This is a genomic window from Bacillus sp. ISL-45 (assembly GCF_018613195.1).
Classification (GTDB): Bacteria; Bacillota; Bacilli; order Bacillales; family Cytobacillaceae; genus Mesobacillus.
This window is the reverse complement of the sequence record NZ_JAGGQQ010000025.1, coordinates 1-25,396: the sequence shown is the minus strand read 5'-3', so window position 1 is coordinate 25,396 and position 25,396 is coordinate 1. Positions and strand designations below refer to the sequence as shown.

The following is a 25,396-nucleotide window of genomic DNA, read 5'->3' as shown; positions in this document are numbered from 1 at the left end:
GTTATGAAAGTACTGGTAACAGGCGGCGCCGGTTTCATTGGCTCAACCATAGCAGAGGAACTGCTAAAAGCCGGGCATGAAGTGTTCATTGTCGATAACCTTTCAACTGGAAAAAGAGAATACGTGCCAGCCCGTGCTGCCTTCTTCCCTGTCGACCTGCTGGATAACGGCGATCTTGCTGTCGTTTTCAAGCTGGTCCGTCCCGATGTGGTAATCCACCAGGCAGCCCAGATCAGTGTCCAGAAATCGCTGGAGGACCCGCGCAATGATGCTGAAATCAATATTGCCGGCGCCCTTTCACTTCTGAAATTATGCCAACAATACAAGACAGGAAAATTCATCTTCGCATCATCGGCAGCTGTTTATGGCAATCCTCAATACATTGGAGTCGATGAAAAGCATCCGTTACAGCCAGAATCATTTTACGGGCTTTCAAAGCTAACAGCAGAGCATTATATCAGGTTATTTTCCACTCTTTACGGGATCGACTATAGCATTCTCCGCTACGCCAATGTATTCGGCCCAAAACAGGACCCCCTTGGTGAAGGTGGTGTCATTTCAATCTTCATGGACCGGCTTGTCCAGGGAAAGGCGCTTTCCATCTATGGTGATGGCGAGCAAACCCGTGATTTCATTTATGTAAAAGATATCGCCGCTGCCAATCTGGCGGCACTGGCAGCAGGCAGCAGGTCTACGTTCAATATAGGGACTAATGCTCAAACCTCTCTTAATACACTAGTGAGACGCTTAGAGGCGATCTCCAACTCAAGATTAGTGGTTTCATATGAAGCATCGCGTCCAGGCGACATTCTCCACAGCCAGCTGAATAATACACTTGCCAGACAAGGGTTGAAATTGACCCCTCAATACACCCTGGATCAAGGTTTGGCAGAGACCTTAACTTTTTATAAGCCCTAAAAACAGCCCCTTGGCAAAAACCAGGGGGCTACTTCTTTTCTGTTTTTATTTTGGAACATTCCCAAATCTCTTTGAAATTTTTCCGGCCAGCCAGTTTCGCGACGATCACATACGCGGTCCGAAGCATGATTTTCAAATCGTACATAAATGAGATATTTTCGGTGTAACAGAGATCAATTGCCAGTTTCATAGGCATGACGTCTTCAATATACTTTTGGTCGGTATTTTCTCCGGTCAGCAGGGACTCTCCCGATGTGTAGTAATAAAGGCTTCCCGGACTCGTTAAGCCTGGCAGAACACCAAGAGTCCTTAATTGCTCTTCCGTATAGTGCCTTTCTACGATAACAGGATCCTCTGGCCGCGGACCAACGATTGACATGTCTCCCATTAGCACATTCAGCAGCTGAGGCAATTCATCCACCTTCGATTTTCGAAGGAGTGCACCGAAGGAAAAGATTCTGGGATCATCCACGCTTGTGACTAGTCTTTTTTCTGCCTGAAGGACATGCATCGTCCTGAATTTATACATGATAAATGGTTCCCCTCCCAGCCCAATTCTTTTCGCCTTGTAAAATACAGGACCGGGGCTTGTTAATTTTATCCCGGCAGCAGCCAGGATAAAAACGGGGATTAACAGAGCAAGCACAACAATAGATACAGTGAGATCAAGAATCCTTTTCTGCAGAGCTGCTTCACCTTCTCAATTTTTATATTGATCTGCCAGTTTTATAACCTGTTGTATGACATACTCTACCTGCTTTTCGGTCATTCCCGGAAATAAAGGCAGTGAGATGACTCCTTCATATGCCCCTAGTGTGTGGGGGTAGTCGGAAATCTTATAACCCAGCTTCTTATAATACGGATGGATTGGTATCGGGATGAAATGCACACTTGTGCCTATTCCCGCTTCCTTCAGCTTCTCGATAAATTCATCCCGGCCAATTTTCAGGGTATCTCCCTTCAACCTGACAGGATACAGATGCCAGGCGTGCCGGTGCTTCGGATCATCATGCGGCACCAGCAGCTGTTCGACTTTTGAGAAAGAAATTTGGTATTGATCAGCTATCTTTTTTCTCAAATCCTGCATTTCTTCTAATTTTCCAAGCTGGACGATTCCAAGCGATGCCTGAATATCTGTCATATTATATTTGTATCCTGGACTTTCAATCTCGTAAAACCACGTTCCTTTATCAGAATAGCGGTTCCAGGCATTCTTGCTCATTCCATGCAGGCTCAGGATTTGAAGCTCATTCATGATCCCATCATCATCTGACGTGATCATTCCGCCCTCACCTGTGCAAAGGTTCTTCGTGGCGTAAAAGCTGAAACAGGTTATATCGCCTATGCTTCCGACTAGGCGGTCATGGTATTTTGTATAGACTGCATGGGCTGCATCCTCGATCACCTTAACATTATGTCGCCTGGCAATTTCCATGATCATATCCATTTCACACGGAAAACCCGCAAAATGGACCGGTATGATCGCTTTTGTTTTTGGAGTTATTGCTTTTTCAATTTCCTCAGGATCAATGTTCATGGTCAAGGGATCAATGTCTGCAAGCACGGGTTCTGCACCACAATGGAGAATCGTATTCACTGTTGCCGCAAAAGTATAAGGGGTGGTGATGACCTGGTCTCCTTCGCCGATGCCAAGGACTTTCTGGGCGAGGTGCAGTCCTGCCGTACAGGAATTCAGCCCTAGAGCATGTTTGCTTCCTACATACTGGGCAAACTTCACCTCGAAATCCTTCGTCTTCTGGCCCTTGGTCAGCCAATTTGACTGAATTGCCGAAGTGACCTCATCTATTTCTTCCTGGCCGATATAAGGGGTATAAAAGGGAACCTTCACAAAAAGCCTCCTTTCTCTGGTTGGTTGCAGTGCCATGGCAGGAAACTTACTGGGGATTATAGTGCAGCTGTTATCTGTTTGGCTGATAGGTTGGAACAATCGACTTAAGTGCTGGCAGCATAAGGTCTGGGTCCTCTATTTCCTGTTCTGCCAGATCTTCAAGCTGTTGCAGTTTTCTAAAAAAGTCAGGGTCGATGGCCGAGACATTCTTTGCTTTGTATATTAAATGATGCTCTGTATCCAGTACCTCTTCCTCAGCTGTCAGTAATTCTTCATAGAGCTTTTCTCCCGGACGGATCCCAGTATACTTCAGTTCGATATCAACTCCCGGCTCAAGTCCGGACAGGGAGATCAAGGTCTCGGCCAAATGCTTGATTTTTACTGGCTCACCCATATCCAGAAGGAAAAGCTCTCCTCCTTTAACAAAGGCACCAGCCTGGATGACCAGCTGGACGGCCTCTGGAATGGTCATAAAATACCTGACCATGTCAGGATGTGTCAGCGTCACCGGACCACCTTCACTGATTTGTTTTTTGAATAAGGGCACAACGCTGCCACGGCTTCCCAATACATTGCCGAAGCGAACAATACAAAAATTAGCAGCGCTTTTTTTATCCATGGCCTGGATGATCATTTCAGCCGCTCTTTTCGTGGCTCCCATGATACTTGTCGGCCTTACCGCTTTATCTGTTGAAATCTGTACAAAACGTTCTGCTCCGCTGGCGTCGGCTGCTTCCGCTAAATTTCTCGTACCAAGAATATTATTCTTGACCGCTTCCAGGGGATTCTCTTCCATAATCGGAACATGCTTGTGCGCTGCCGCATGAAAAACAATCTGCGGCTTATATTTCCTGAAGATGCTGTTCACTCTTTTTTGATCCTGGATATCGCAAATCAGCCCTATTAGAGGGAGATCAGGATTCTTCTTCATCAGTTCACTCTTAACCTGGTAAATGCTGTTTTCTCCGTGGCCTAATAGAATCAGCTCCTTCACTTTGAACCGTGTGAGCTGGCGGCATAATTCCGACCCGATCGAGCCGCCCGCACCTGTGACCAATACCGTCTTCGATTCAAGGTATTCTGCTATTCCTTCCAGATCAAGAATACTGGGGTCCCTGCCCAGCAAATCCTCAACCTCCACATCCCTGATCCTGTTGACTGATACTTTACCGTCGATAATATCGCTGACACGAGGCAGGATTTTCACATTGCATTTTGTCTGCCTGCAAATATTCACGACCTCTGCTATTTCCTGCTTAGGGGCAGAAGGCATCGCGATAACGATCGTATGGACCTGGTATTGCTCAGCAGCCAGAGGGATATCCTCCCTGCCGCCAACGATCGGGATGCCAAAAATCTTCATTCTCTGCTTCGAAGCATTGTCATCGATCATGGCTACAGGCAGCAATGTTTTCCGATAGTTTTTAAGCTCCTTAACAACAAGCATCCCGGCATCCCCCGCACCAACGATCAATGCCCTTTCCCTTTCCTGGCTGATTGGATATTTTGACTCCTGCCTATACCTGAAAATAAAGCGTGAGGTGAATATACCAGTCAATATAAATAACCAGAACAGCACAAAGACAACAGGTGAAATATGGCTTATGATCCGAAGGTTTTCAAGGAGGAACTGGATTATAAAAGAGGTGATAACTGCAAGAGAAACAGCCTTAAAGACAAGCATTGCTTCGATAACACTCGCATATTTCCACAGCCTGTGATAAACCTTATATAAAATAAAGGCCAGCAGGCACGCTGGAAGAACAATCAACAAGCTTTGAAAGATGCTGTAACCATCTAAGCCTGTCGTATTCCCTTCCATTAAAATATAAAAGCTCACTACTACTGACAGGGAAATAATGACCATATCACTGATAATAAACATCAATCGTTTTCTTTGCTTACGCATCTTTTTACCCTCTTCTATAAAAACTTTTTTCATAACCCTCCTGCAATATTACCGTTCACTTCCTTTTTCAAGGGAATATCTTCCTATACACATTAGGATATTGACCTATGCGCCTATTTGCTACTGTAATCTGTTAATTAATTGATAAATTTCGATTCCTACCCTTGAAATATCAGAGAGGACTCCTGACCTACAATTCGAATCCCCACCGAATTACACACTTTTCTCTTTTGCAACCCTGGCAAGCGATTCGATTTGCTCATAATAAGGCGCCTCATGGATACTAGCAATATTTTGACAAGGGAGAAAAACCTGGACAGGCTCAGGAGCTGACAAAAAAAAACCTTCCCAACATTTAGATTCGGGAAGGCTTTCTATTTACTATTGTGCTATTCTCCATTTTTCTCCCACACAAGAGAAAAAGTCGTTCCAGTAGGGTTGCTTTCTTTTAAAATCAAATCCGCACCAAGCGATCGGGCGAGCATTTTGCTGAAAGGCAGGCCGAGGCCTAGACCCCTGACTTTGAGTTTCTTTTTCTCACCGCGGAAGAAGCGCTCAAACACCAGTGCCTGCTCAGCTTCTGGTATGCCGGATCCTGTGTCTTTTACATCAATCCTTCCCTCTGAAAGAAGGAGGGTAATAGTGCCTTCGCCATCAATCGACTGATAGGAGTTATTCAGCAAGTTTATCAGGATTTGCTGCAATCGCAATGGATCCGTCATAGTGCATATGGTGTGGCCTGGCGTGATGACCTTCAGATCAACAGGTTCAGTTTGCGTGACTTGCCACTGCCTCCCAATATCCTCAAAAAGTTTATTCATATCACAATTCTCTTGCCGGATTGTGAATGCGCCGGCTGCCAGTGAATTGAATTCCAGCAAGTCAGCAATCATGGTTTGCAATCTATTGATTTCTTTTAGCGTGATGTCGAGAAATTCCTGGCGTTCCTCCCCCGTCACCACTCCGTCGCGAACAGCCTGGACGAGGCCGCTGATCGAGGTAACAGGCGTCTTCAAATCATGCGTCACTCCAGCCAGCAATTCAGCACGCATTTGCTCGAGCTGGGTCAGTCGGCTGGTCATTTCTTTAAAAGAAGTAATGAGTTCATATATTTCAAGTTCCTTCTGTTCCGAATCAAGCTTGATGTCATAATCCCCTTCACGCACCTGTGCCGCTGCCGCCGCTACATCCTGGATAGGTTTCAGGATTCTTTTGGTGAGAAGATAAATAACAATCCAGCCAAGCAAGCCCAGTCCCACCAGTAAAATGAGCAGCAAACGGTATTCCTGGTCAACGTCAGTCAAATCGCCAGCGTTTTGCATCACGACAACCCAGCCGGACTGAAGCTGATCGATGGTAATCGGCGCCTTAACAGCATATAGATCTGTTCCATTTTCACTGAATCTCTTAATGCTGTCATCATTTGTAATGATTTCTGAGGGTACCTTTCCTGAAAAATGACGGGGACCCCCACCGCCATGCATCGGACCAGTGTTCAGGACGTTCCCTTCCATATCAGTAATCATAAGCAGTGGCTGGTTTTCCATTTCGAAGAACCTGGTCCGGTCTCCCATCCTTTTGTCAAAACCGCCGAAATCGCTGGACTGCGCGACCCGGTCAGCCGTTTCGACAGCCATGTACTCCATTAACTTCAATCGGTTTTCCAGTGTCGTTTCCTTTATCCACCACACCGAGCCGGCACCGAGCAAAAGCAGCCCGACAATCAGGGTCAGAAGGTATCTGGTTGTCCAATATCTCAATAATGGAACGTGCTTTTTATTTTTCGTAAACACTGAACTGATACCCCAATCCTCTTAATGTCCTGATTTCTCCCTGTGCCGCCGGCCACTCTGCCAATGAATGGCGGATTCTTTTTATCGAAAGATCTACCGCGCGATCGCTGCCGTCATAATCCATTCCCCAGACACTTTCGATCAAATCTTCCCTTGTGAAGGTCCGGTTTGGCCGCTCTGCCAGGAAAATCAGCAAACTGAGATCTTTGGGCGTTAACACCACTTTTTCGCCATTGACTGTGACGACATGTGAATCCATATTTATTTTCAGGCTGCCAAACTGTTTTGTAATATCCGTATCAATGACATTCGAAGAACGGCGCAGCACCGCATTCACTCTGGCAACCACCTCTTCGCCAACAAACGGCTTGGAAATATAATCGTCTGCTCCCTGGTTCAGCCCTTTTAAGCGATAGTCAATGTCCCCAAGGGCAGTCAGCATGATGACCGGACAGGAGCTGATTTTCCGGATTTCCTTCAGAACATCCCAGCCGTCCATTTCCGGCAGCATCACATCCAGCAGAACAAGATCCGGCTGGCCTTGAGTGAATAAACGGAGACCTTCTTTTCCATCGAAGGCCTGTAAGACCTCATAGCCTTCATGCTTCAGGTAAACCGCCAGCACTCTTGAGATCGTTTGTTCATCTTCTACTATTAATATGCTTTTCATTGTCGCCCCTCCCGTCATCATCAACAAGCCCCAATGGCTGAAATGGATCATTCCCGGTGACTTTTCTATTTTTAATCTTACAGGAAAAATCCCCCGCTTGATACCGGGGGATCCAATAGCTATTTTATAAAAATTTGCTTGTTAAACTCGGCAGTTGATTTTCGTTCCAGGCGCTTCGTTTTCCGCGGGGAAGAATTAAGAAAAAGCCCAACTGCCGGCTTTTTCAAAGATCAAATTCTTCCTTGCAGTCGGGAAGCCTCCTCGGCGCTTTATGCGCCTGGGGGTTTCCCTATGACTTGCTCATCCCGCAGGACATTGAATGAGCTTCCCTGAAAATGCCCACGCACGATGAAAATGCGTTAGCATTTTCGGAGGAGTCCACGCGCCTTCCACTACAATCAACAGGGCTTTAAAACAACATTGGCCTTTAACAGAGCCATAAAATTAAAACCCGCGTCCGCCGCCGTTTTGGTGCATGCCGCCTCGGCCACCTTCACCGCCGAAACCGCCTTGTCCCATTCTGCCTTTACCTCCGCCATGTCCAAAACCATTGCCTTTTCCGAAACCTTCATCATTTCCAAAGCCGCTGCCCATTCCGAAACCTTCACCATTTCCAAAGCCACTGCCCATTCCGAAACCTCCGCCATGCCCAAGTCCCATTCCATGGCGCCCGAATCCATCTTCGAACAGCTCATCAAGCTTATCAGAATCCTTGGCTTGAATTTCTTCCATCAGCTGGCGTGTATCTTTATCAGCAGTGGATATTCCAAGTTCCTTCGCCAGGTTCATGACTTTCTTTTCCTGTACTTCCTGGGCGATTTCGCCGATTGTTTTCCCGTCAATTGTGATGTTCAGCTCTTTTGCGTCTGCTTTTACTTTGGCTGACTGGACCTCCTGCGTAAGTTCGCGGATATCCTTGCCGTCTACTGTAATCCCATATTTCTTAGCCTCTTGGTTTATATATGCAGTATGAACTTCCTGCTGCAGTGTCTGAATGTCTTTGCCCTCGGAAGAAACACCAAGCTCCTTCGCTCTTTTATTCAAGTTCGCTGTCCGGATCTCTTCCATTAGAGTTTGAGCATCCTTATTTTCTGTTGATACGCCGAGTTCTTTCGCCTTATCCATCAGGTTCTCTAAACGGATGGCGTCATGAAGTGCTGCTGCATCCTTCCCATCGGTCGAGATGCCCAAGTCCTTCGCTCTCTCCTTAAGGTTGGCCAGTTGGACTTCCTCAGCCAGCGTTGCGACATCCTTGCCGTCTGTCTCGATTCCCAATTCTTTTGCTTCATTTTTAAGTGTAGCTTCGCGAATTTCACCCATCAATGTTTGAGCATCTTTTCCAGAGGTGCTGATGCCAAGGTCTTTTGCTCTTTCAAGCAGCGCTTCTGAGTTCCCTCCGTAAAATCCTTTATGGCCAAAACCTTTACCGAAAAAACCTTTGACAGTGGCGGCAGCTGAACTCGTCGTACTGTCGTCATTAGCCAGAGAAGTAGTTGCGTACCCTCCAAGCAATAATGCGCCTGCGACCGTAAAGCCAATAACTGATTTCTTTTTCATATCTGACATCCTCCTGTTAATCATTTCTTTTTCAGATTCAAGATGGACATGAACCTTATACTCATAATTTACTCTGTGAATATGTCAGCAAAATGTCAGGTGAAATTTTTTATAAAAAATTTTAAAAAAGGAATATATGGACTGCATCAAGGAGTTTTTACTACACAATAATGTTTAATATGTCAGGAAAACGTCAAAAGCAGGGAACGGTAAACCCGCTCCCTTGCTATCATTGCAAATTCACCATGATTGTCTTATCGGACCAGAAGCTGGGTGTGTACTGAAGCTGCAGGCCAGGATCACCTGCTGGCTGTTCAAAGGCAATCGTGCCGGTTACTTTTCCCCCTGGAGCCAGTTCACCGGATTGGAGCGCGGTATTAGTATCGATTGTCGTGAATGTCTGGTCAAGGATTTGTCCCTGGCTGTTCGACATCTTAAAATCAAATGGATTATAAGAGATGTTTTCATCGCCGGCATTTTCAATCACAACCGTGACGACGACATACTCATGTCCATCCTTTGGCTGGTCGAAATCACTGCCTGCTGACTTCTCAGCTTTCGTGACAGTCAGCACATTGTCACCTAGTTGAACCTTCTCCCCGACCGAGAATTCCTCCTTTGCAGGCGGCGATTCTTCTTCGCTTCCTGCCGATGTTGAGGTTTCCACAGCTTTATCATCTTTTTCTGCCTGAGCTGAAGTTTCCCCAGCTTCATCTACCTTCGTCGCTGTTTCCTCCTCTCCTCCGCCTCCTGCTAAAGCAATGACAACAATAACTGCAATCAGCCAGAACCACCATTTTTTAAAGATTTTCATCATCATGTACTCCTTTCATTCTTTTTTCCATAATAGATTCCGAAACCATTTCATACATGATTTCAATGCCTTTTTCTGTGGCATCGAAGTTAAAGGAATTCTCGATATTGATTCCAAGGCTGTCAGCTTCTTTGGCGACGTCGATATTTGCACCCATGAAGATGAATTCCCAGCTGTATTTTTCCTGCTGATGCCGGATCAGCTCTTTCACCTTTCCATATGTGAACTCGCTGCTCGCATTCTCCATGCCATCGGTCGTGATGACGAAGATGACTTTGCCTGGTCTCCTTTCCTCACTTGTTCTGGCGAGACGGTAGCCCACATCAAGGATCGTCTTTCCGACCGCATCCAAAAGTGCAGTCATCCCGCGGACATAATACTCATCTTCAGTCAGCTTCGCCTCCCTCGCATCAATTCCGTTCCAGAGCACTTCATATTGATCATCAAAAAGCACAGTTGTCATGATGGTTTCGCCTTCGAGTTCGGTCTGTTTTTTGACAAAAGCATTGAATCCGCCAACTGTGTCGCCCTCGAGTCCTGCCATCGAGCCGCTCCGGTCCAGCAAAAATATGATTTCCGTTAAATTATTCTTCATCACTATCATCCTCCTAAGCTGAATCTGATATAATCATATCTAGAATCATCCATATTTTGGTCGCCTGTTAAGCGACATTTTAAGGAGGCTGGCCCATGCTCGATAAAATGCTATTAGAAGAACTGCAGCAGTATATTGACCGGAATTTAATGTATGTAGTTTGTGAAAAGTCTATGGGCCCGATTGAGGATTATGTCCTTGAAAGCATTTCGCCGCTGGAGATTGAAAGTTTCATTGCAGAGAAACGGAAGCCAACTTTGCAAAAGGTACTGTTTGGCTTTATAGATAAGAAAGGCTGCAAGGACTCCGAGATTTATAAGAAAGCCGGCATCGACCGAAGGCTTTTTTCAAAGATCCGCTCAAATCCTGAATACAGACCAGGCAAAAACACGGTCACTGCCCTTGCGATGGCCCTTGAACTGAATAAAAAAGAAACCGACAAGCTGTTAGGCTCTGCCGGCTACTCTTTGTCAGACAGCGAAACATCTGACCTTGTGATTCAGTTTTGCATCGAAAGAAAAATCTATGAAATTGACCAGGTCAATTATGCCCTCGATTATTTCAGCCAAAAGCCATTAAGTGGAGTCCTATAAGTAAAGCACAAGCGCCTTGGTCATTCAGCAAAGCTGGAGCCTTGTTTCGGTGAATTTTATATTTTGTCTATAAAAATAGCCTGGAGGGAATGTACCTCCAGGCTTCGTTTTAATGAATCGCCTTACCACGCTCAAAATGGTTCATGCAAGTCAATTCGATGATGTAATCGTAGTTCGCAATTGCCCTCTGAAGCTCGGATTTTTCATCTATAGACAGGCTTGGATTCTGCATCTTGTTCGCCAGCTGCATCTGTAATGCTTCTAAATGTGATTTAACTTCTTGATAGTTCATGTCCAACACCCTTCCTCGTAAAATGAAATCGCTTTCCTTATATTATTATTATACTTCACACACCCTAAAGGGTATCATCGAAATTATTGTGATTTTGTGAAACCTTATTATAGAAATTCGAGTCAAACCTCACGTCAGATTCTCTACTTCCCATGAATACCAAAGTAGCATTTCTAAGATTCCCTTCTACTACATTTCAAATTCCGGGTCGCATAGTGCTGCATTTAAAGTATAATGAATACCATTCAGTTTATGCATATGCTGATTCTTTGCGAGAATCCTATATATAAGTCGGATAATACTAAATAAAATGAGGTTTTTTACATGAGTAAACGAAGTTTTGACGATTACAACTTAAGTGACGAAATTAAACGGGCCCTCTCAGTGTTGAAATATGAATCGCCAACAGAGGTGCAGGAAGAAGTCATTCCATTAGCTTTGGAAAAACAAGATCTTGTTGTTAAATCTCAGACAGGAAGCGGAAAGACGGCTTCATTCGGAATTCCCATTAGCGATATGGTCGATTGGGAGGAAAAGAATCCTCAAGCGTTGATTCTCACTCCAACAAGGGAACTGGCTGTTCAGGTTCGTGAAGACATTACGAATATTGGAAGGTTTAAACGAATCAAAGCGATGGCCGTTTATGGCAAGGAGCCTTTCTCGAAACAGAAAGAGGAATTGAAGCAAAAGACTCATGTTGTTGTTGGTACGCCAGGACGCGTTATCGATCATATTGAAAGAGGAACGCTGGTTTTAGACCAAATAAAATATCTAATCATCGATGAAGCGGATGAAATGCTAAATATGGGCTTTATCAATGATGTGGAATCGATTATTGAAGAACTTCCATCAGACAGAGTAACGATGGTGTTTTCTGCGACATTGCCTAAAGACGTTGAAAGTCTCTGTCACAAATATATGGAAGATCCGGTTAATATCGAAATCGCTTCTACCGGTATTACGACAAAAACGATTGTCCATATGCTGATCGAAGTGAAGGAAGAGGAAAAGATTTCCCTTCTAAAAGATATTACGGTTGTTGAAAACCCTGACAGCTGCATCATTTTTTGCCGGACGAAGGAAAATGTCGATACAGTTTTTGCAGAGCTTGAGGGTGCCAATTATTCCTGTGAAAGACTTCATGGCGGATTGGAACAAGAAGACCGTTTTGCTGTGATGAATGGCTTCAAGATGGGGAATTTCCGTTATCTAGTGGCTACCGATGTGGCTGCGCGGGGAATTGACGTCGATAACGTATCGCTTGTCATCAACTATGACGTTCCAATGGAAAAAGAGGGTTATGTGCACCGGACAGGCCGAACCGGGCGTGCCGGAAACAAGGGAAAAGCGATTACGCTTGCTACACCTTATGAAGGGAAGTTCATCAGGTCAATCGAAAGATACATTGGCTTTGAGATTCCTGTGACAGAAGGTCCTAGCAAGCAGGACGTTGCAAGAAACCAGGCTACTTTCGATGAAAAAATCAGCGGGCGCCGTGTCGTGAAAAACAACAAAACAGCCCGCATCAACCAGGGAATCATGAAGCTTCATTTCAGCGGCGGGAAAAAGAAGAAGCTTCGTGCCGTCGACTTCGTGGGAACAATTGCAAAAATCCCTGGAGTAACCGCAGACGATATCGGCATCATCACGATCCACGATACAATGTCCTATGTCGATATCCTGAACGGAAAAGGCTCGCTTGTCATGCAGGCAATGGAGAATGCAACGATCAAAGGGAAGAAGCTTAGAGTCAGCAAGGCGATTAAATAGAATAAAAAGCGCAAGCGCCTCGTTCAGCCCCGATAAGCGCTGGAGCTGGATTAAGAATACTACCTTTAGTAATCCACAACTAAATTTTAATCTAAACAAGAAGAAAGGACGATTATGACAAGCATAATCGTCCTTAAATTTATCTTATTTTTTACATACAATGATCTCGCGTTCGAAGTTCCCTTTTCTCACGACACAGCGGTCAGCAATTTCAAAGCCGGCATCTCCGATAATTGAATCGATTGGTTCAATCGTGACGATGACGACTTTATCAGCGAATTTGAATGTGCTTTGGAGCATCTCGAGCTGCTCTTCGGGTGTGATGACCGAGCACAGATTGTAAGGCATATCAATAATCGCCACGTCATAGCTCCCAGTTACCTTGCGGATGTCCTTAAACGTCACTTCCGCTGCATAGCCAAAATGCGCGATGTTCTCCCTTGTACCAGGCAGTATGAGCGGATTGACATCACTGGCAACGATGTCGATGCCCATCGACAATGCTTCCACGACTACCGTTCCAATTCCACAGCATGGGTCGATCGCTTTAACTCCGGCTGGATCAGGTACGGCAATATTGGCAACGGCTCTTGCGACACGGGTGCTTAATGAAGTCGAGTAGCTATGAGGTTTTTGCTGATGGTACAGCCAGACCGCTTCACTGCTGTGGTATTCTCCAAATACCCAACCCCCGTTTACATTCATGATCCCAAACAGAACATCTGGATTTATGAGCTCCGGCTCTCCGGGAATTTGCAGGCCCACTACCCGTTCGATTCGGCGCCTTTCTTTAAAATCCACCTTTTCAGGACCTGCCACTTTTACATACATCACTTTAAAAGTAGAACCATTCAATTCTAACTTCTTCACTTGCTCAATAACGTCCTCTAATTGCTCACCTTCAAAGATGACATCCATACGTCCCCTCATAAACGGACTGCGGCTTTGGTCGATTTTCACCGAACTCTCCAGTGTACTTAACTCTGTATCGAAACCAAAGAACGAACGCATTTCCAGGGCACACAAAGATTTTTCTTCATCCGGTAAAGCATAATTGTATATATAAGAGCCAGGCTCAAGGTTAGTTAATAGCAAAGTAAACAATTCCTCTCCTTGTTTTTCTCCATTCCATAACATATTACTAGGCTCTTTTCTCAAACTTTGTTGCTATTGAGAACAAAATAGGATTGAATGACCTATTTTTCTTCGCAAAGTTGACTCTTTTGTGAGAAAAGAGCATGCAAACTTAATACCGACCTGCTAAACGGCCTTCTATTACGTTAAAATCGGCTTTAGGATTTTAACAACAATCTTTACGAAAACAGCCTACAACTAAAAAGAATAAAGTGCCTTGTAGAAATCGAAATAAAAATGACTTACCCCTTGGGCAAGTCAAGTGCTTGATATGCGAGCTGATACTTTCCACCCTCAGCTACTTCAGAATGATACAAAGCCTTAAGGGCATAATTTTTCTCCAGATCATGTTCTTTAATCAAACTGGATAAGCGCGTTTGCAGTTCTGGATTATTCTTAATCAATTGTTTCATCTGAGATTTTACAAACTTCATCTATTTTTACCTTTACCCTTCAAAATCTAAATGTACAGCTAAGTATAGCATGAACAAGTCTATAGTCGTTCATAACTTTTTCTTGATCAATCCGGCTCTACATGTACATGGACGTCATATATATCGTATTCTTCCATTAGTTTCTCTTCGACCATTGTCGAGATATCATGAGCGGTGCTGATGTCGAGGGTGGGTTTCACAGTGATGACGCAGTCCACGACAATATTGTTTCCGTAGCTTCTTGCCTTTAAATCCTTAATTCCTTTGACACCAGGAATATTACAGATCGTATCGTTATATTCTTTAATTAGGTCAACATCAAAGCCGTCTGTCAGCTGGTGGGATGCTTCACGGAAGATGCCCCAGCCTGTTTTTAAAATCAGTGCACCAACGATGAATGCAGTTACGGGGTCAAGCCAGGGCAAACCAAATTGAGAGCCGATGATGCCTGCGGCAGTTCCAATACTCACCCAGGAATCGGACAGGTTATCTTTAGCCGCGGCCATGACCGAGTGGCTTTTTATTTTGCTGGCGAGGTTCCGGTTATACCGATACACGAAATACATAATGAGTGCCGAAAATAAACCTGTCCATGCTGCAATAAGATCTGGTGCTTCGGCAGCTCCTTCAAAAAACGAGGTGAAGGCGCTGGTTAGAACCTGGAAACCGACAAGGATGATGATAAATGACGCCACCATCGAAGCGACCATTTCCGATTTCCAATGGCCATAAAGATGGTCATCATCCGCAGGTTTTTGTGACAGCCTCAGACCGATCAAAACGGACACTGAGGCTAGAATATCGGTCGTATTATTCAGGCCATCAGCCTTTAATGCTTCGGAATCGCTGATGTAACCTACAGAAAGCTTCAAGACAGAGAGAAGTATATAAGCGAGGATACTTATAATGGCCCCGCGTTCACCTAGTTTTAAATTAGAATAACGTTGTTCATTCATGACTGGCCTCCATTCAACTGCTAGAACATTTTAACAATCTAAGTGCGAGTGAGTCTACAGCAACCTTTTTACCCTAATCCATTTAATTAACAGGCCAGCAAAAAAGTTTCCTCAGGTAAAGAAAAGCGCAATCGCCTTGGGCAGCCCGGCAAGCGCAGTTAGTAAAAATAAAATAGGAAAAATTACCAGAAACTTTTCAGGTGTTTATTTCGTACTAATAAATATCGGAAAATTACGCGATTAACGGTACAGCTACAAAACTATTTTCAATTGTGGTAAAATGAAAACTTCAATAGATTCCTAGGAGGGATTGCATGGGGACAAAAAAGAACATGTCCGTAAGTTTCGTCTTAATTGCCATTGTTCTATTATGGCTTAAAACCTACACCGTTTATAAGTTCAATTTTGATATAGATATTGAAAATAAAATGCAGGAATTCATCCTGTTCATCAACCCTTTAAGCTTCCTCATGTTCGCTTTGGGACTTGGGATCTTAATGGCCGGCAGAAAGCAGAAAATCTTTGTTGTCGCAACAAGCTTCATCACTTCCTTTATCCTTTACGCCAATGTTGTTTACTATAAGGAATTCAGTGATTTCATCACGATTCCTCTTTTGACACAGACAAGCAATATGGGCGATTTAAAGAGCAGTGTCGGGGAATTGATCGGCTGGACTGACATCATTTATTTTGCGGATGCATTGTTGATTTTAGCCCTGGCTTTTGTGAAAACACCAAAGATTTCTTTTAAAAAGTACAAAAGCGTATATGCAGCTGCCTTTTACTTTAGTGCGATCGGCCTTGCATTTTTCAACCTTGGGCTTTCAGAGTCCGAGCGTCCGGAATTGCTGACTCGTACATTTGACAGAGAAATCCTAGTGAAGAATATCGGGACGTACAATCACCATATTTATGATGCGTACCTGCAAACAAAGACAACCGCACAAAGAGCCATGGCAGATGGCAACCAGCTGACCGAAATCGAGAACTATACTCGTGCTCAATACACAGAACCATCTAAAGAAATGTTCGGCGCGGCAAAGGGCAAGAACCTCATTGTGATTTCAATGGAATCTACCCAGAATTTTGTCATCGGACAGAAAGTGAATGGCCAGGAAATCACGCCATTCCTGAATGAGTTCATTAAAGACAGCTATTACTTTGATAACTTTTACCATCAGACGGCACAGGGTAAAACGTCTGATTCAGAATTCCTATTGGAAAACTCTTTATATCCGCTTGGACGCGGAGCAGTTTTCTTCACCCATTCAGGGAATCAGTACATGTCACTTGCTGAAAGGCTGAAGGAAAACTCTTATTACACTGCGAAGCTTCATGCGAACAACAAGAGCTTCTGGAATCGTGACGTAATGTACAATAACTTCGGCTATGACCGTTTCTACTCATTGCCGGATTATGAAGTGAATGAAGAAAATTCTGTTGGCTGGGGTATGAAGGACGTCGATTTCTTTGACCAGTCAGTTGAACATTTAAAAGCAATGCCAAAGCCGTTCTTCGCGAAGTTCATTACGCTGACAAACCACTTCCCGTTCGAACTGGATGAAGAAGATAAATTCATTGATGAGTTTGATTCAAACAGCGGCACTTTGAACCGCTACTTCCCAACCGTTCGCTATACGGATGAAGCCTTTAAGCTTTTCATCGAAGATTTGAAGGCGGAAGGTCTTTACGAGGATTCAATCATAGTGATCTACGGTGACCACTATGGAATTTCCGAAAACCATAACAAGGCAATGGAGCAGTACCTTGGCAAGGAAATCACGCCATTTGTTTCAACACAATTACAGCGTGTGCCAATGATCATTCACATTCCTGGCCACGAAGGCAAGACCATTTCAACTGTAACTGGTCAAATCGATCTTCGCCCAACATTGCTGAATCTCGCTGGGATCGATACAAAACAAGATATCCAGTTTGGAGCAGACATGTTCTCCGAGAAGCAGGATAACTTTGTTGCCCTAAGAGACGGAAGCTTCATTACTGAAGACGTAGTTTACACGAAAGGCGTCTGTTACGATAAAGCCACTGGAGAGCCGACAGAGGGCGCAGGCTGTGAACCTTATATCGAGCATGCCAAGAACGAACTGAGCTACTCAGACCAGATTATTTACGGAGATTTGCTTCGTTTTTATGAAAAAGATGAGGAATAATAATGCAAAGACACACCGAACAATGTTCGGTGTGTCTTTTTGTTTTACCTTCTTATTTATTTCACAATCATTACTGGACAATTGGCCCTTTTAGCCACTTTATGGCTTACGCTTCCGAGCATGAGTTCCTGGAGCCCATTCAAGCCTCTGCTTCCGATGACAACGAGGTCAAAGTTATTCTTGTTAGTGTAATCGACAACTGCTGGGCCTGGTTCCCCATGAAGGATTTTGAACTCGAATCTGATTCCAGAATCCCTTGCCTTCTGCTCAATATCCTTCAGACGCTCCTTGCGTTTATGATTGATGTCTGCCGAGTTCCAATTGCTAAGCACATCAGACTTGGACCTGCCACCATCGACCGCATACACAATCTCCATTTTGGCATCTCCCTGGCATTTTGTAATCATGATTGCATGGTCCGCTGCACGTATAGAATGTTCAGAGCCATCCGCTGCCAGGAGTATTTTTTGATACATATCATCACCTCTTCATTAATGCGAACCTAATTTATTTGCAAGCTTTTCAGCTAAATCTGAGCTTTCCTGATTCATGCCCGTGACAACAACCTTCTTGCCAGTCTCTTCGAATTTATTGACGATTTTCTCGACTGCAGCAACTGCTGAATCATCCCAAAGGTGAGTCTTCCGTAAATCCAGTTCAATGAATTCGATGTCCTCCTTGTAATCGAATTGCTTTTGGAGCTCTGTAACAGATGCGAAAAACAGCTGTCCTTCTAGTTTGTATGTCCGTCGATCATTCACTATTGTGCTCTTGACCTCTACTTGTGAAATCTTCGAAACGAAGAAAATTGCGCTCAACAGTATTCCCGTGAACACTCCAATGGCAAGATTGTGAGTGAAAATTACCGTCAATACCGTAACAACCATCACAATCGCATCTGTTCTTGGCAATAGATGAAGTGTCCTGATCGAAGACCAGTCAAAGGTGCTGATTGAAACCATAATCATAACCCCGGCTAGCGTGGCCATCGGAATTCGGACGACAATATCACCTAACAGCACGATCAACAGCATTAAGAAAACTCCTGCTACGAGGGCAGATAACCTTTTCCTGCCGCCAGATTTAACATTTATGACCGATTGACCAATCATTGCGCATCCAGCCATTCCGCCAAAAAAGCCGGTTACGATATTGGCAATCCCCTGCCCCTTGCTTTCCGTGTTCTTATCACTTTCTGAGTCCGTCATGTCATCGACAATCGTGGCAGTCAGCAGCGACTCTAACAACCCAACTACTGCAAGCGCTAATGAGTAGGGAAGTAAAATCAGAACCGTTTCAAGTGTCAAAGGGATATCTGGAAGCAAAAAAACAGGCAGGGTCCTCGTCAATGTGCCCATGTCCCCTACCGTCCTGACGTCCACGCCCATAATGATTACTATGGAGGTCACAACGACAATCGCGACTAGGGTCGATGGCACAGCTTTCGTTAAGTAAGGAAGCAAATAGATAATCAGCAGTGTTAAACCTGCTAATGCATATACATGCCAGGTCGCATTTTCAAAATTGTCGAGCTGCGACATGAAAATCAGGATGGCCAGTGCATTGACAAAGCCCACCATGACAGAGCGGGGAATGAATCTCATATATCGGGATAGCTTGAAAACACCGAACAAAATTTGAATAATTCCTGTTAGAATTGTTGCAGCCAATAGGTACTCAATTCCATGCTCCGCAACCAGATCGATAAACAATAAAGCCATTGCTCCCGTGGCAGCCGAAATCATTCCTGGCCTTCCTCCAACGAAAGCAATCACAACGGATATGGTAAAAGAAGCATATAATCCAACCATCGGATCGACACCTGCGATGATTGAAAAGGCGATCGCCTCCGGAATCAGGGCAATGGCAACAACAAGCCCAGAAAGAATATCTCCTTTAATATTTCCAAACCAAGAATGCAAATAACTTTGATTTTCCAATGCCGCTCCTCCTTTCTGGGTTTATTGTGTGTAATATAGTCAAAAAAAAAACGCCCCATAAAGGAGCGTTCTCTCATTAGACTTCCATAATAATCGGCAAAATCATTGGCCTTCTGCCTGTCTGGCTATACAGGAATGGATTGACGACGTCGATGACTGCCTTCTTGATGCTTGACCAGTCCTTCGTGCCGCCTGCCAGTTCTGTCACAATTTTATCCTTGATCAGTTCTTCAACGTTTTTCATCAGATCGCCTGACTCCCTGACGTAAACGAATCCTCTTGTCACGACTGTCGGCTTGTTGACAAGCTGCTTTTTCTCGCGATCGATCATCATTGTGACGATCACAAGTCCATCCTGGGACAGAACTCTTCTGTCTTTTAACACGATATGTCCAATATCGCCGATTCCGCTGCCATCGACATATACTGGCTGTGCCGGCACTTTTCCGCCAAGCTGGCCGCCATCTGCAGACAGTTCCAGGACATCCCCATTATCTAATATAAAGGAGTTTTCACGCGGGATTCCGCATTGTTCGGCTAATTTAACATGCTGGTCAAGCATGCGGTATTCACCGTGAATCGGAATGAAGAATTTCGGATTGAGCAGTTTGATCATCAGCTTTTGCTCTTCCTGCTTGCCATGCCCTGACGTATGGACCTCACTGATTTTATGATGGATGACATCCGCGCCAATTCGGTGCAGCTTATCAATAACCCGATTCACGCTGATTGTGTTACCAGGAATCGGTGATGACGAAAAGACAATCGTGTCTCCAGGAATAACGGAGATTTGTCTGTGCGTACCATTAGCGATCCGCGCAAGTGCTGCCATCGGTTCACCCTGGCTTCCCGTACAAATGATCGTCAGCTGATTGCTTGGAACCTGTCCGATATCATTGATGCTGACGAAAGCCTCATCCGGCGCAGCGATATAACCAAGCCTGCGACCGATCTCGAAGGTCTTCTCCATGCTTCGGCCCACAATAGCTATCTTACGGCTGTACTTGAGGGAAGACTTCACCACCTGTTGTACACGGTCAATATTTGATGCAAACGTCGCGAAAATAACGCGGCCGTCCACTGTCTGGAAAATATCTTCGATTGCTTCCCCGACACGTCTTTCAGATACGGAAAAACCTGGCTGCTCACTGTTCGTGCTGTCTGATAACAGACATAGCACGCCCTCGCTGCTGATTTCAGCGATTTTCTGAAAATCAGTGCCCGCGCCCACCGGCGTCAAGTCAAATTTGAAGTCACCCGTGTGGACAATATTCCCTTCCGGCGTCGTCACCACCACACCGAATGAATCGGCGATACTGTGCGTCGTCCTGAAAAAGCGTACCTTAATATTCTGGAATTCCACCACTGTATCATTGTTGATTTGGTGGAATTTCACACCCTTGATTTTGTGCTCCTGCAGCTTGGACTTGATCAGCTCAACGGCAAAATCGCCTCCATAAATCGGCGCCTTCACATCCTGCAGCAAAAACGGCAGGCCGCCAATATGGTCTTCATGGCCATGAGTAACGAAAATCCCGACCAGCTTGTCCTGGTTTTGCTTTAAATAGGTGTAATCCGCGAGTACATAGTCAATCCCGAACAACTCATTATCCGGAAACTTGATTCCGCAATCCACCAGCACCATTTCATTTTTGTATTCGATTACATACGTATTTTTTCCGATCTCACCAAGACCGCCCAAAGCGAAAATCTTAAGATCCTTTTTTAATTTCGTTTCCATAGTTCAACTCCTGTTTCTTTGTGCAAATGTATTTATAAATTCCCATGGGAATCATATCTCTTAATAAAGAATAGTGAAGAAATTAGATGGAGAAAATAGGGGTTTGAAGTTCTTAAAATATACCATAAATTAAGCGTTACAACAAATAATGCTATCCCCTGTACTATTGAGACGGGAATTTCAGGTGAAAAGTTGCTGAGACCAGCTAGATTTTGCGTCGTATGTGTTTTATTCGTTTGTCCGGGTAAGAAAAGAACTTCTGCTTTTACCGTTCTTCTTCTTGCGGCTCTCTTTCGGACAATGCAGCTGCTTATTGATTCCACCTATATAACCTTTTTTTATCGGTTTTTTCACCCCATTTGGCTTATAGAACTTTCCTATCTGGCTTTTTCTTCAACAGATCGCCTCATTTGGTCACATAGACGGCCTCTTTATTCCGGAGTGCTCGCCCGCTCTTTATAAATCTTCCTACTTACAAAAAAAACACCCCCATGATCGACGGTGTCCGTTTTCCTTACAATATGTCCTTTAAGGTCTTTGCCTGCTGATCCAATTCGCGGGCAGCACTGCCGATTTCTTTGAAGGCAGCTACCGCTTGTTCATTGAGTATCTGGTTGTGGTTGATGCCATTTTGCGAACGCTGGGTGGCTTCGTTGATTTTGGTGATTTCGCCTGCTATTCCTTTTATGTGTTCATTGACTTCCTGGATCGAATCCTGGACACGTGTGGCGAGCTTCCTGACTTCTTCGGCAACGACATTAAAGCCTCTTCCATGTTCCCCGGCCCTTGCGGCTTCGATGGCTGCGTTCAGGGCAAGCAGGTTGGTTTGTGCAGCAATTTCGCGAATGGTCTGCACGATGCTGCCGATTGATTTCGCCTGTGATTGCAGCGATTCCAGAATTCCGGAATTTTCTTTTGACTCCTCAACTAGCTTGCTGGCCGCCGTGGCTGCTTCTTCACTTCTTGTTAAACCCATTTGCGCCCGTGCGCTCAGATCTTCGGACATTTGCTGAAGCTACTTTGCAAGTCTTGTCGCAGTCAATTCGCGCTCAGTTATGTCAGTAGCCACCTTGACCACACCAGCAACTCGGCCTAAAGAATCGTAAACCGGTGTATAGGTAGCCTCAAGCCAGAGGAGTTTGCCCCTCTTATTGACTCGCTGTATTTTTTCCTGAAAGCTTTTTCCGTTGCGCAGGTTTCTCCATAATTCTATATAGGCTCTGCTGTACAAAACTGTTTATGTAAAAGTCCTGGCATTTCTTCAACCCGATAGTCCATTGTCTCCGCAAAATTCTCATTCGCCCAGAGCACTTTTCCATCTGGATCAAACTCGATCATGGCCAAAGACCTTTCAATGGCTGCCAGGACGGCGTCTTGCTCAAAAACCTGTGTGCTCTTCTTTTCCATTCTAATCTGCATGTTGTCTCCTCATCGTCATTTGATATATCTTTGTTACTATCGTACTAACCTTGATGCTCTTCGACAATTTTTTGAGTATGCTCGTGTCCTCTGCACCGTAGAAAAAAACAAGCCTCTCATGTTAAGATAATGGATAATCTAAATTAAGGATGGGATTCTTTTGGATCAAAAAATCTTGCCCGCCTCTTCGAACATGAAAGAGTTTGAGCTGTTTCTCGAAAGCCCTTTTGAAATAGGCGTCATTCTGGAAGTACATATCGCTCAATTGAAAAATATCAATGCGATGGCCAAACGCTATGGCAAAAAAATGATCTATCATGTGGATATGATTCAGGGATTAAAAAGTGACGATTATTCAACTGAATATCTATGCCAGGAATACAAACCGTATGGCCTGATCTCCACAAAGTCGAGTGTCATTTTAAAGGCGAAGCAAAAAGGAGTTCTCGCAGTGCAAAGGATATTCCTGATTGATTCCCATGCACTCGAGAAAAGCTACAAACTTATTGAAAAAACGCGACCTGATTATATAGAGGTTTTACCGGGAGCGATGCCATGGATGATCAAAGAAGTTAAGGAACGAGTGAACATCCCGATTTTTGCAGGCGGCCTGATCAGAACTCCTGAGGAAGTAAAAAACGCACTGGATGCTGGCGCGGCGGCAATCACCACATCGAAAAGGGAATTATGGGAAATTTCCCATTTTCAAGAATCCGACACATGAAAATTCGGGGTTTCTGTGATATAATGATTACAAGTTAATAAATCGGGTAGGAGAACTGGAGAGACCACAATAACATTTCGGCTTTTGGCGATAATGTTGTTTGTGGTCTCTCTTTTTTTCATTATCTAGGAGGCGTATCGTATGAGATTCACAAATCTCGATCGTAAAAATATAGTATCGAAACTAAAAAATGAGGCATTTGATGTGCTTGTCATTGGCGGCGGCATTACCGGTGCCGGAATCGCAGTGGATGCTGCAACAAGAGGAATGAACATCGCATTATTGGAAATGCAGGATTTTGCGGCAGGCACTTCAAGCCGTTCCACAAAGCTCGTGCACGGCGGGCTCCGTTATTTAAAACAATTCGAAGTGAAAATGGTGGCTGAAGTTGGCAAGGAACGTGCGATTGTGTATGAAAATGGCCCGCACGTCACGACACCGGAATGGATGCTTCTACCCTTCCATAAAGGCGGAACATTCGGCAGCTTCAGTACCTCTATCGGCCTGAGGGTGTATGACTTTTTAGCAGGCGTCAAAAGATCGGAGCGACGGAAGATGTTCAGCGCCTCCGAAACATTAGCAAAGGAACCACTCGTAAAAAAAGACGGACTAAAGGGTGGCGGCTATTATGTTGAATATCGCACCGATGATGCCCGCCTTACCATCGAGGTCATGAAGAAGGCTGTTGAAAAAGGCGCAACGGCTTTGAACTATTCCAAAGTTGAAAATTTGATTTATAACAATGGAATCGTTTCAGGTGTCCTTGTCGAGGATCTTTTAACAGGAGAAAAATTTGAAGTCCAGGCCAAAAAATTTATCAATGCGACAGGCCCATGGGTGGACGGCATCCGAGAAATGGATGATTCGAAAAAAGGAAAAACCCTGAAGCTTTCAAAAGGTGTCCATATCGTAATCGATCAATCACGCTTCCCGCTTAAACAAGCCATCTATTTTGACACGCCTGACGGACGGATGGTATTCGCGATTCCGCGAGATGGCAAAACCTATGTCGGCACGACCGATACTTTTTACAATGAAGATCCAATCAACCCGGGCATGACGAAAGAAGACAGAAGCTATCTGCTTAAAGCGATTCATTATATGTTCCCGGGCGTCAATGTCACAGAAACAGATGTGGAATCCAGCTGGGCAGGCATAAGGCCGCTGATCCACGAGGAAGGCAAAGCACCTTCTGAAATCTCAAGAAAAGATGAAATCTGGGAATCCAATTCAAAACTGATCACCATCGCCGGCGGAAAATTGACTGGCTACCGTAAAATGGCGGAAACGATTGTCGATCTGCTTGCCGAGAAATTCGCTAAAGAAGATGGACTCAACTTCCCTGGCTGCCAGACGAAGAATCTGCCGATTTCCGGCGGAGATGTCGGCGGTTCCGCAAACCTTGACTCATTTGTGGAAAAACAGCTTGAAAAAGGCATGAGAGTCGGCTTCACTAAAGAAGAAGCCCGCCGTCTTGCCTGCCAGTATGGATCGAATACCCCGATTGTGTTCCAGCTTGCATCTGAACACCAGAAGGAAGCAAACCAATATGGCCTGCCACTGGAATTGTTCGCGAAACTGATTTACGGCATCCATTATGAAGCGGCAGCCACACCAGTCGACTTCTTCAACAGACGTACAGGAGCGATTTTATTCGATATCCACCTTGTGTATAACTTCAAGGAAAATGTTATTAACTTCATGCGTGACCAATTCAGCTGGAGTAAACAGCAAACTGAAGCCTTTACTTTGGAGCTTGAAGGGGCTTTGAATGAAGCTGTAATCCCCGTAAAATAAAGCAAAGTCCCCCTGATGCATCCAGACGTCAGGGGATTTTTTTTCATCCATATGTCCGGTGTCTTGAACCGCCAATACAGCAGGATTTAACCTTTATAAGGCTCAACCAGTAGAATGGCTTGTTAAAGAGTATCTTTCACCTTGAATGGTGCCCTTATGGAGGGGGAATGGCTTGCATAAGGGTATCTTTCACCATGAATGGTACCCTTATGGAGGGGGAATGGCTTGCATAAGGGTATCTTTCACCATGAATGGTACCCTTATGAAGGGGGAATGGCTTGCATAAGGGTATCTTTCGAGATTAAGTCCATATAATTGTG

The 25,396-nt window shown here is 44.6% G+C and carries 24 protein-coding genes; 6 read left to right on the top strand and 18 right to left on the bottom strand.

Translation table 11 applies throughout. The annotated features are described in order from the left end of the window. Window positions 1-3: 3 nt before the first annotated feature. A complete protein-coding gene (locus J7E35_RS22810) occupies window positions 4-918 on the top strand; it encodes an NAD-dependent epimerase/dehydratase family protein (RefSeq protein ID WP_214784577.1) in 915 nt (304 codons plus the stop codon). A 28-nt stretch (window positions 919-946) separates the two neighbouring features. On the opposite strand, the gene J7E35_RS22805 is transcribed toward J7E35_RS22810, so the two are convergent. From J7E35_RS22805 to J7E35_RS22770, 8 genes are all read right to left on the bottom strand, one after another. After that, a complete protein-coding gene (locus tag J7E35_RS22805) occupies window positions 947-1,591 on the bottom strand; it encodes a sugar transferase (protein ID WP_353050393.1) in 645 nt (214 codons plus the stop codon). Between the two features lie 27 nt (window positions 1,592-1,618). Beyond that, on the bottom strand, window positions 1,619-2,767 hold the full coding sequence (locus J7E35_RS22800) for a DegT/DnrJ/EryC1/StrS family aminotransferase (protein WP_483297673.1): 1,149 nt from the start codon (window positions 2,765-2,767) through the stop codon (window positions 1,619-1,621). 70 nt (window positions 2,768-2,837) lie between these two features. Continuing rightward, the gene (locus J7E35_RS22795) at window positions 2,838-4,709 is read right to left on the bottom strand and encodes a polysaccharide biosynthesis protein (protein WP_251041191.1); all 1,872 of its coding nucleotides are present in this window, start codon (window positions 4,707-4,709) and stop codon (window positions 2,838-2,840) included. A 356-nt stretch (window positions 4,710-5,065) separates the two neighbouring features. Further along, on the bottom strand, window positions 5,066-6,469 hold the full coding sequence (locus tag J7E35_RS22790) for a HAMP domain-containing sensor histidine kinase (RefSeq protein WP_214784568.1): 1,404 nt from the start codon (window positions 6,467-6,469) through the stop codon (window positions 5,066-5,068). Further along, window positions 6,453-7,139: a response regulator transcription factor gene (locus tag J7E35_RS22785; protein WP_214784565.1), complete on the bottom strand. Its 687-nt coding sequence runs from the start codon at window positions 7,137-7,139 to the stop codon at window positions 6,453-6,455. Before J7E35_RS22785 ends, J7E35_RS22790 begins: the two co-directional genes overlap by 17 nt. A 444-nt stretch (window positions 7,140-7,583) precedes the next feature. Next, window positions 7,584-8,696, bottom strand: a complete 1,113-nt coding sequence (locus tag J7E35_RS22780) for a hypothetical protein (RefSeq protein WP_214784562.1) — start codon at window positions 8,694-8,696, stop codon at window positions 7,584-7,586. Window positions 8,697-8,925: 229 nt separating this feature from the next. Next, window positions 8,926-9,510 carry a DUF4352 domain-containing protein gene (locus tag J7E35_RS22775; RefSeq protein WP_214784559.1) on the bottom strand — a complete coding sequence of 195 codons (585 nt, stop codon included), beginning with the start codon at window positions 9,508-9,510 and terminating at the stop codon, window positions 8,926-8,928. Beyond that, window positions 9,497-10,105: a vWA domain-containing protein gene (locus J7E35_RS22770; RefSeq protein WP_214784556.1), complete on the bottom strand. Its 609-nt coding sequence runs from the start codon at window positions 10,103-10,105 to the stop codon at window positions 9,497-9,499. Before J7E35_RS22770 ends, J7E35_RS22775 begins: the two co-directional genes overlap by 14 nt. A gap of 95 nt (window positions 10,106-10,200) precedes the next feature. Here J7E35_RS22770 and J7E35_RS22765 point away from each other — a divergent pair, with 95 nt between their 5' ends. Beyond that, window positions 10,201-10,698: a hypothetical protein gene (locus J7E35_RS22765; RefSeq protein ID WP_214784553.1), complete on the top strand. Its 498-nt coding sequence runs from the start codon at window positions 10,201-10,203 to the stop codon at window positions 10,696-10,698. Between the two features lie 109 nt (window positions 10,699-10,807). Here the strand turns inward: J7E35_RS22765 and J7E35_RS22760 are convergent, their stop codons facing one another. Beyond that, window positions 10,808-10,990, bottom strand: coding sequence for a DUF3896 family protein (locus J7E35_RS22760; protein WP_214784550.1), 183 nt, complete (start codon window positions 10,988-10,990; stop codon window positions 10,808-10,810). A gap of 324 nt (window positions 10,991-11,314) precedes the next feature. Here J7E35_RS22760 and J7E35_RS22755 point away from each other — a divergent pair, with 324 nt between their 5' ends. Further along, the gene (locus tag J7E35_RS22755; protein WP_214784548.1) at window positions 11,315-12,760 is read left to right on the top strand and encodes a DEAD/DEAH box helicase; all 1,446 of its coding nucleotides are present in this window, start codon (window positions 11,315-11,317) and stop codon (window positions 12,758-12,760) included. A 144-nt stretch (window positions 12,761-12,904) separates the two neighbouring features. Here J7E35_RS22755 and J7E35_RS22750 read toward each other — a convergent pair whose 3' ends face one another. The 3 genes from J7E35_RS22750 to J7E35_RS22740 form a co-directional block, all read right to left on the bottom strand. After that, window positions 12,905-13,771 carry a TRM11 family SAM-dependent methyltransferase gene (locus J7E35_RS22750; protein WP_251041193.1) on the bottom strand — a complete coding sequence of 289 codons (867 nt, stop codon included), beginning with the start codon at window positions 13,769-13,771 and terminating at the stop codon, window positions 12,905-12,907. 365 nt (window positions 13,772-14,136) lie between these two features. Next, window positions 14,137-14,328 carry a hypothetical protein gene (locus J7E35_RS22745; protein WP_214784542.1) on the bottom strand — a complete coding sequence of 64 codons (192 nt, stop codon included), beginning with the start codon at window positions 14,326-14,328 and terminating at the stop codon, window positions 14,137-14,139. A gap of 86 nt (window positions 14,329-14,414) precedes the next feature. Continuing rightward, entirely contained in the window at window positions 14,415-15,284 is an 870-nt protein-coding gene (locus J7E35_RS22740) for a cation diffusion facilitator family transporter (protein ID WP_214784539.1), read from the bottom strand. A 314-nt stretch (window positions 15,285-15,598) separates the two neighbouring features. Between J7E35_RS22740 and J7E35_RS22735 the strand changes: the two genes are divergently transcribed. Beyond that, the gene (locus J7E35_RS22735; RefSeq protein ID WP_214784536.1) at window positions 15,599-17,455 is read left to right on the top strand and encodes an LTA synthase family protein; all 1,857 of its coding nucleotides are present in this window, start codon (window positions 15,599-15,601) and stop codon (window positions 17,453-17,455) included. Between the two features lie 56 nt (window positions 17,456-17,511). Here J7E35_RS22735 and J7E35_RS22730 read toward each other — a convergent pair whose 3' ends face one another. From J7E35_RS22730 to J7E35_RS23880, 6 genes are all read right to left on the bottom strand, one after another. Next, on the bottom strand, window positions 17,512-17,931 hold the full coding sequence (locus J7E35_RS22730; RefSeq protein ID WP_214784533.1) for a universal stress protein: 420 nt from the start codon (window positions 17,929-17,931) through the stop codon (window positions 17,512-17,514). Window positions 17,932-17,946: 15 nt separating this feature from the next. Continuing rightward, the gene (locus J7E35_RS22725; protein ID WP_214784530.1) at window positions 17,947-19,395 is read right to left on the bottom strand and encodes a SulP family inorganic anion transporter; all 1,449 of its coding nucleotides are present in this window, start codon (window positions 19,393-19,395) and stop codon (window positions 17,947-17,949) included. A gap of 76 nt (window positions 19,396-19,471) precedes the next feature. Beyond that, on the bottom strand, window positions 19,472-21,136 hold the full coding sequence (gene rnjA / locus J7E35_RS22720; protein WP_214784527.1) for a ribonuclease J1: 1,665 nt from the start codon (window positions 21,134-21,136) through the stop codon (window positions 19,472-19,474). 514 nt (window positions 21,137-21,650) lie between these two features. Beyond that, on the bottom strand, window positions 21,651-22,112 hold the full coding sequence (locus tag J7E35_RS23890) for a methyl-accepting chemotaxis protein (RefSeq protein WP_483297674.1): 462 nt from the start codon (window positions 22,110-22,112) through the stop codon (window positions 21,651-21,653). Window positions 22,113-22,151: 39 nt separating this feature from the next. After that, window positions 22,152-22,367, bottom strand: coding sequence for a PAS domain-containing protein (locus J7E35_RS23885; protein WP_214784521.1), 216 nt, complete (start codon window positions 22,365-22,367; stop codon window positions 22,152-22,154). Further along, window positions 22,346-22,555 (bottom strand): PAS domain-containing protein, encoded by a 210-nt coding sequence (locus J7E35_RS23880; RefSeq protein WP_214784518.1) that lies wholly within the window; start codon window positions 22,553-22,555, stop codon window positions 22,346-22,348. Before J7E35_RS23880 ends, J7E35_RS23885 begins: the two co-directional genes overlap by 22 nt. A 160-nt stretch (window positions 22,556-22,715) precedes the next feature. On the opposite strand from J7E35_RS23880, the gene J7E35_RS22700 reads away from it, so the two are divergent. Both J7E35_RS22700 and J7E35_RS22695 read left to right on the top strand, forming a co-directional pair. Then, window positions 22,716-23,279 (top strand): glycerol-3-phosphate responsive antiterminator, encoded by a 564-nt coding sequence (locus J7E35_RS22700; RefSeq protein WP_214784514.1) that lies wholly within the window; start codon window positions 22,716-22,718, stop codon window positions 23,277-23,279. Between the two features lie 141 nt (window positions 23,280-23,420). Further along, a complete protein-coding gene (locus J7E35_RS22695; protein WP_214784511.1) occupies window positions 23,421-25,076 on the top strand; it encodes a glycerol-3-phosphate dehydrogenase/oxidase in 1,656 nt (551 codons plus the stop codon). The last annotated feature ends 320 nt before the right edge of the window (window positions 25,077-25,396 follow it).

Bases quoted from the DNA above. Each gene is read 5' to 3' on its own strand.
- J7E35_RS22695 (WP_214784511.1), top strand. From the start codon at position 23,421: ATGAGATTCACAAATCTCGATCGTAAAAATATAGTATCGAAACTAAAA.
- J7E35_RS22735 (WP_214784536.1), top strand. From the start codon at position 15,599: ATGGGGACAAAAAAGAACATGTCCGTAAGTTTCGTCTTAATTGCCATT.
- J7E35_RS22755 (WP_214784548.1), top strand. From the start codon at position 11,315: ATGAGTAAACGAAGTTTTGACGATTACAACTTAAGTGACGAAATTAAA.
- J7E35_RS22765 (WP_214784553.1), top strand. From the start codon at position 10,201: ATGCTCGATAAAATGCTATTAGAAGAACTGCAGCAGTATATTGACCGG.
- J7E35_RS22745 (WP_214784542.1), bottom strand. From the start codon at position 14,328: ATGAAGTTTGTAAAATCTCAGATGAAACAATTGATTAAGAATAATCCA.
- J7E35_RS22810 (WP_214784577.1), top strand. From the start codon at position 4: ATGAAAGTACTGGTAACAGGCGGCGCCGGTTTCATTGGCTCAACCATA.
- J7E35_RS22750 (WP_251041193.1), bottom strand. From the start codon at position 13,771: ATGCGTTCGTTCTTTGGTTTCGATACAGAGTTAAGTACACTGGAGAGT.
- J7E35_RS22785 (WP_214784565.1), bottom strand. From the start codon at position 7,139: ATGAAAAGCATATTAATAGTAGAAGATGAACAAACGATCTCAAGAGTG.
- J7E35_RS22730 (WP_214784533.1), bottom strand. From the start codon at position 17,931: ATGTATCAAAAAATACTCCTGGCAGCGGATGGCTCTGAACATTCTATA.
- J7E35_RS23890 (WP_483297674.1), bottom strand. From the start codon at position 22,112: ATGGGTTTAACAAGAAGTGAAGAAGCAGCCACGGCGGCCAGCAAGCTA.
- J7E35_RS22740 (WP_214784539.1), bottom strand. From the start codon at position 15,284: ATGAATGAACAACGTTATTCTAATTTAAAACTAGGTGAACGCGGGGCC.
- J7E35_RS23880 (WP_214784518.1), bottom strand. From the start codon at position 22,555: ATGCAGATTAGAATGGAAAAGAAGAGCACACAGGTTTTTGAGCAAGAC.
- J7E35_RS22775 (WP_214784559.1), bottom strand. From the start codon at position 9,510: ATGAAAATCTTTAAAAAATGGTGGTTCTGGCTGATTGCAGTTATTGTT.
- J7E35_RS22760 (WP_214784550.1), bottom strand. From the start codon at position 10,990: ATGAACTATCAAGAAGTTAAATCACATTTAGAAGCATTACAGATGCAG.
- rnjA (WP_214784527.1), bottom strand. From the start codon at position 21,136: ATGGAAACGAAATTAAAAAAGGATCTTAAGATTTTCGCTTTGGGCGGT.
- J7E35_RS22770 (WP_214784556.1), bottom strand. From the start codon at position 10,105: ATGAAGAATAATTTAACGGAAATCATATTTTTGCTGGACCGGAGCGGC.
- J7E35_RS22795 (WP_251041191.1), bottom strand. From the start codon at position 4,709: ATGAAAAAAGTTTTTATAGAAGAGGGTAAAAAGATGCGTAAGCAAAGA.
- J7E35_RS22780 (WP_214784562.1), bottom strand. From the start codon at position 8,696: ATGAAAAAGAAATCAGTTATTGGCTTTACGGTCGCAGGCGCATTATTG.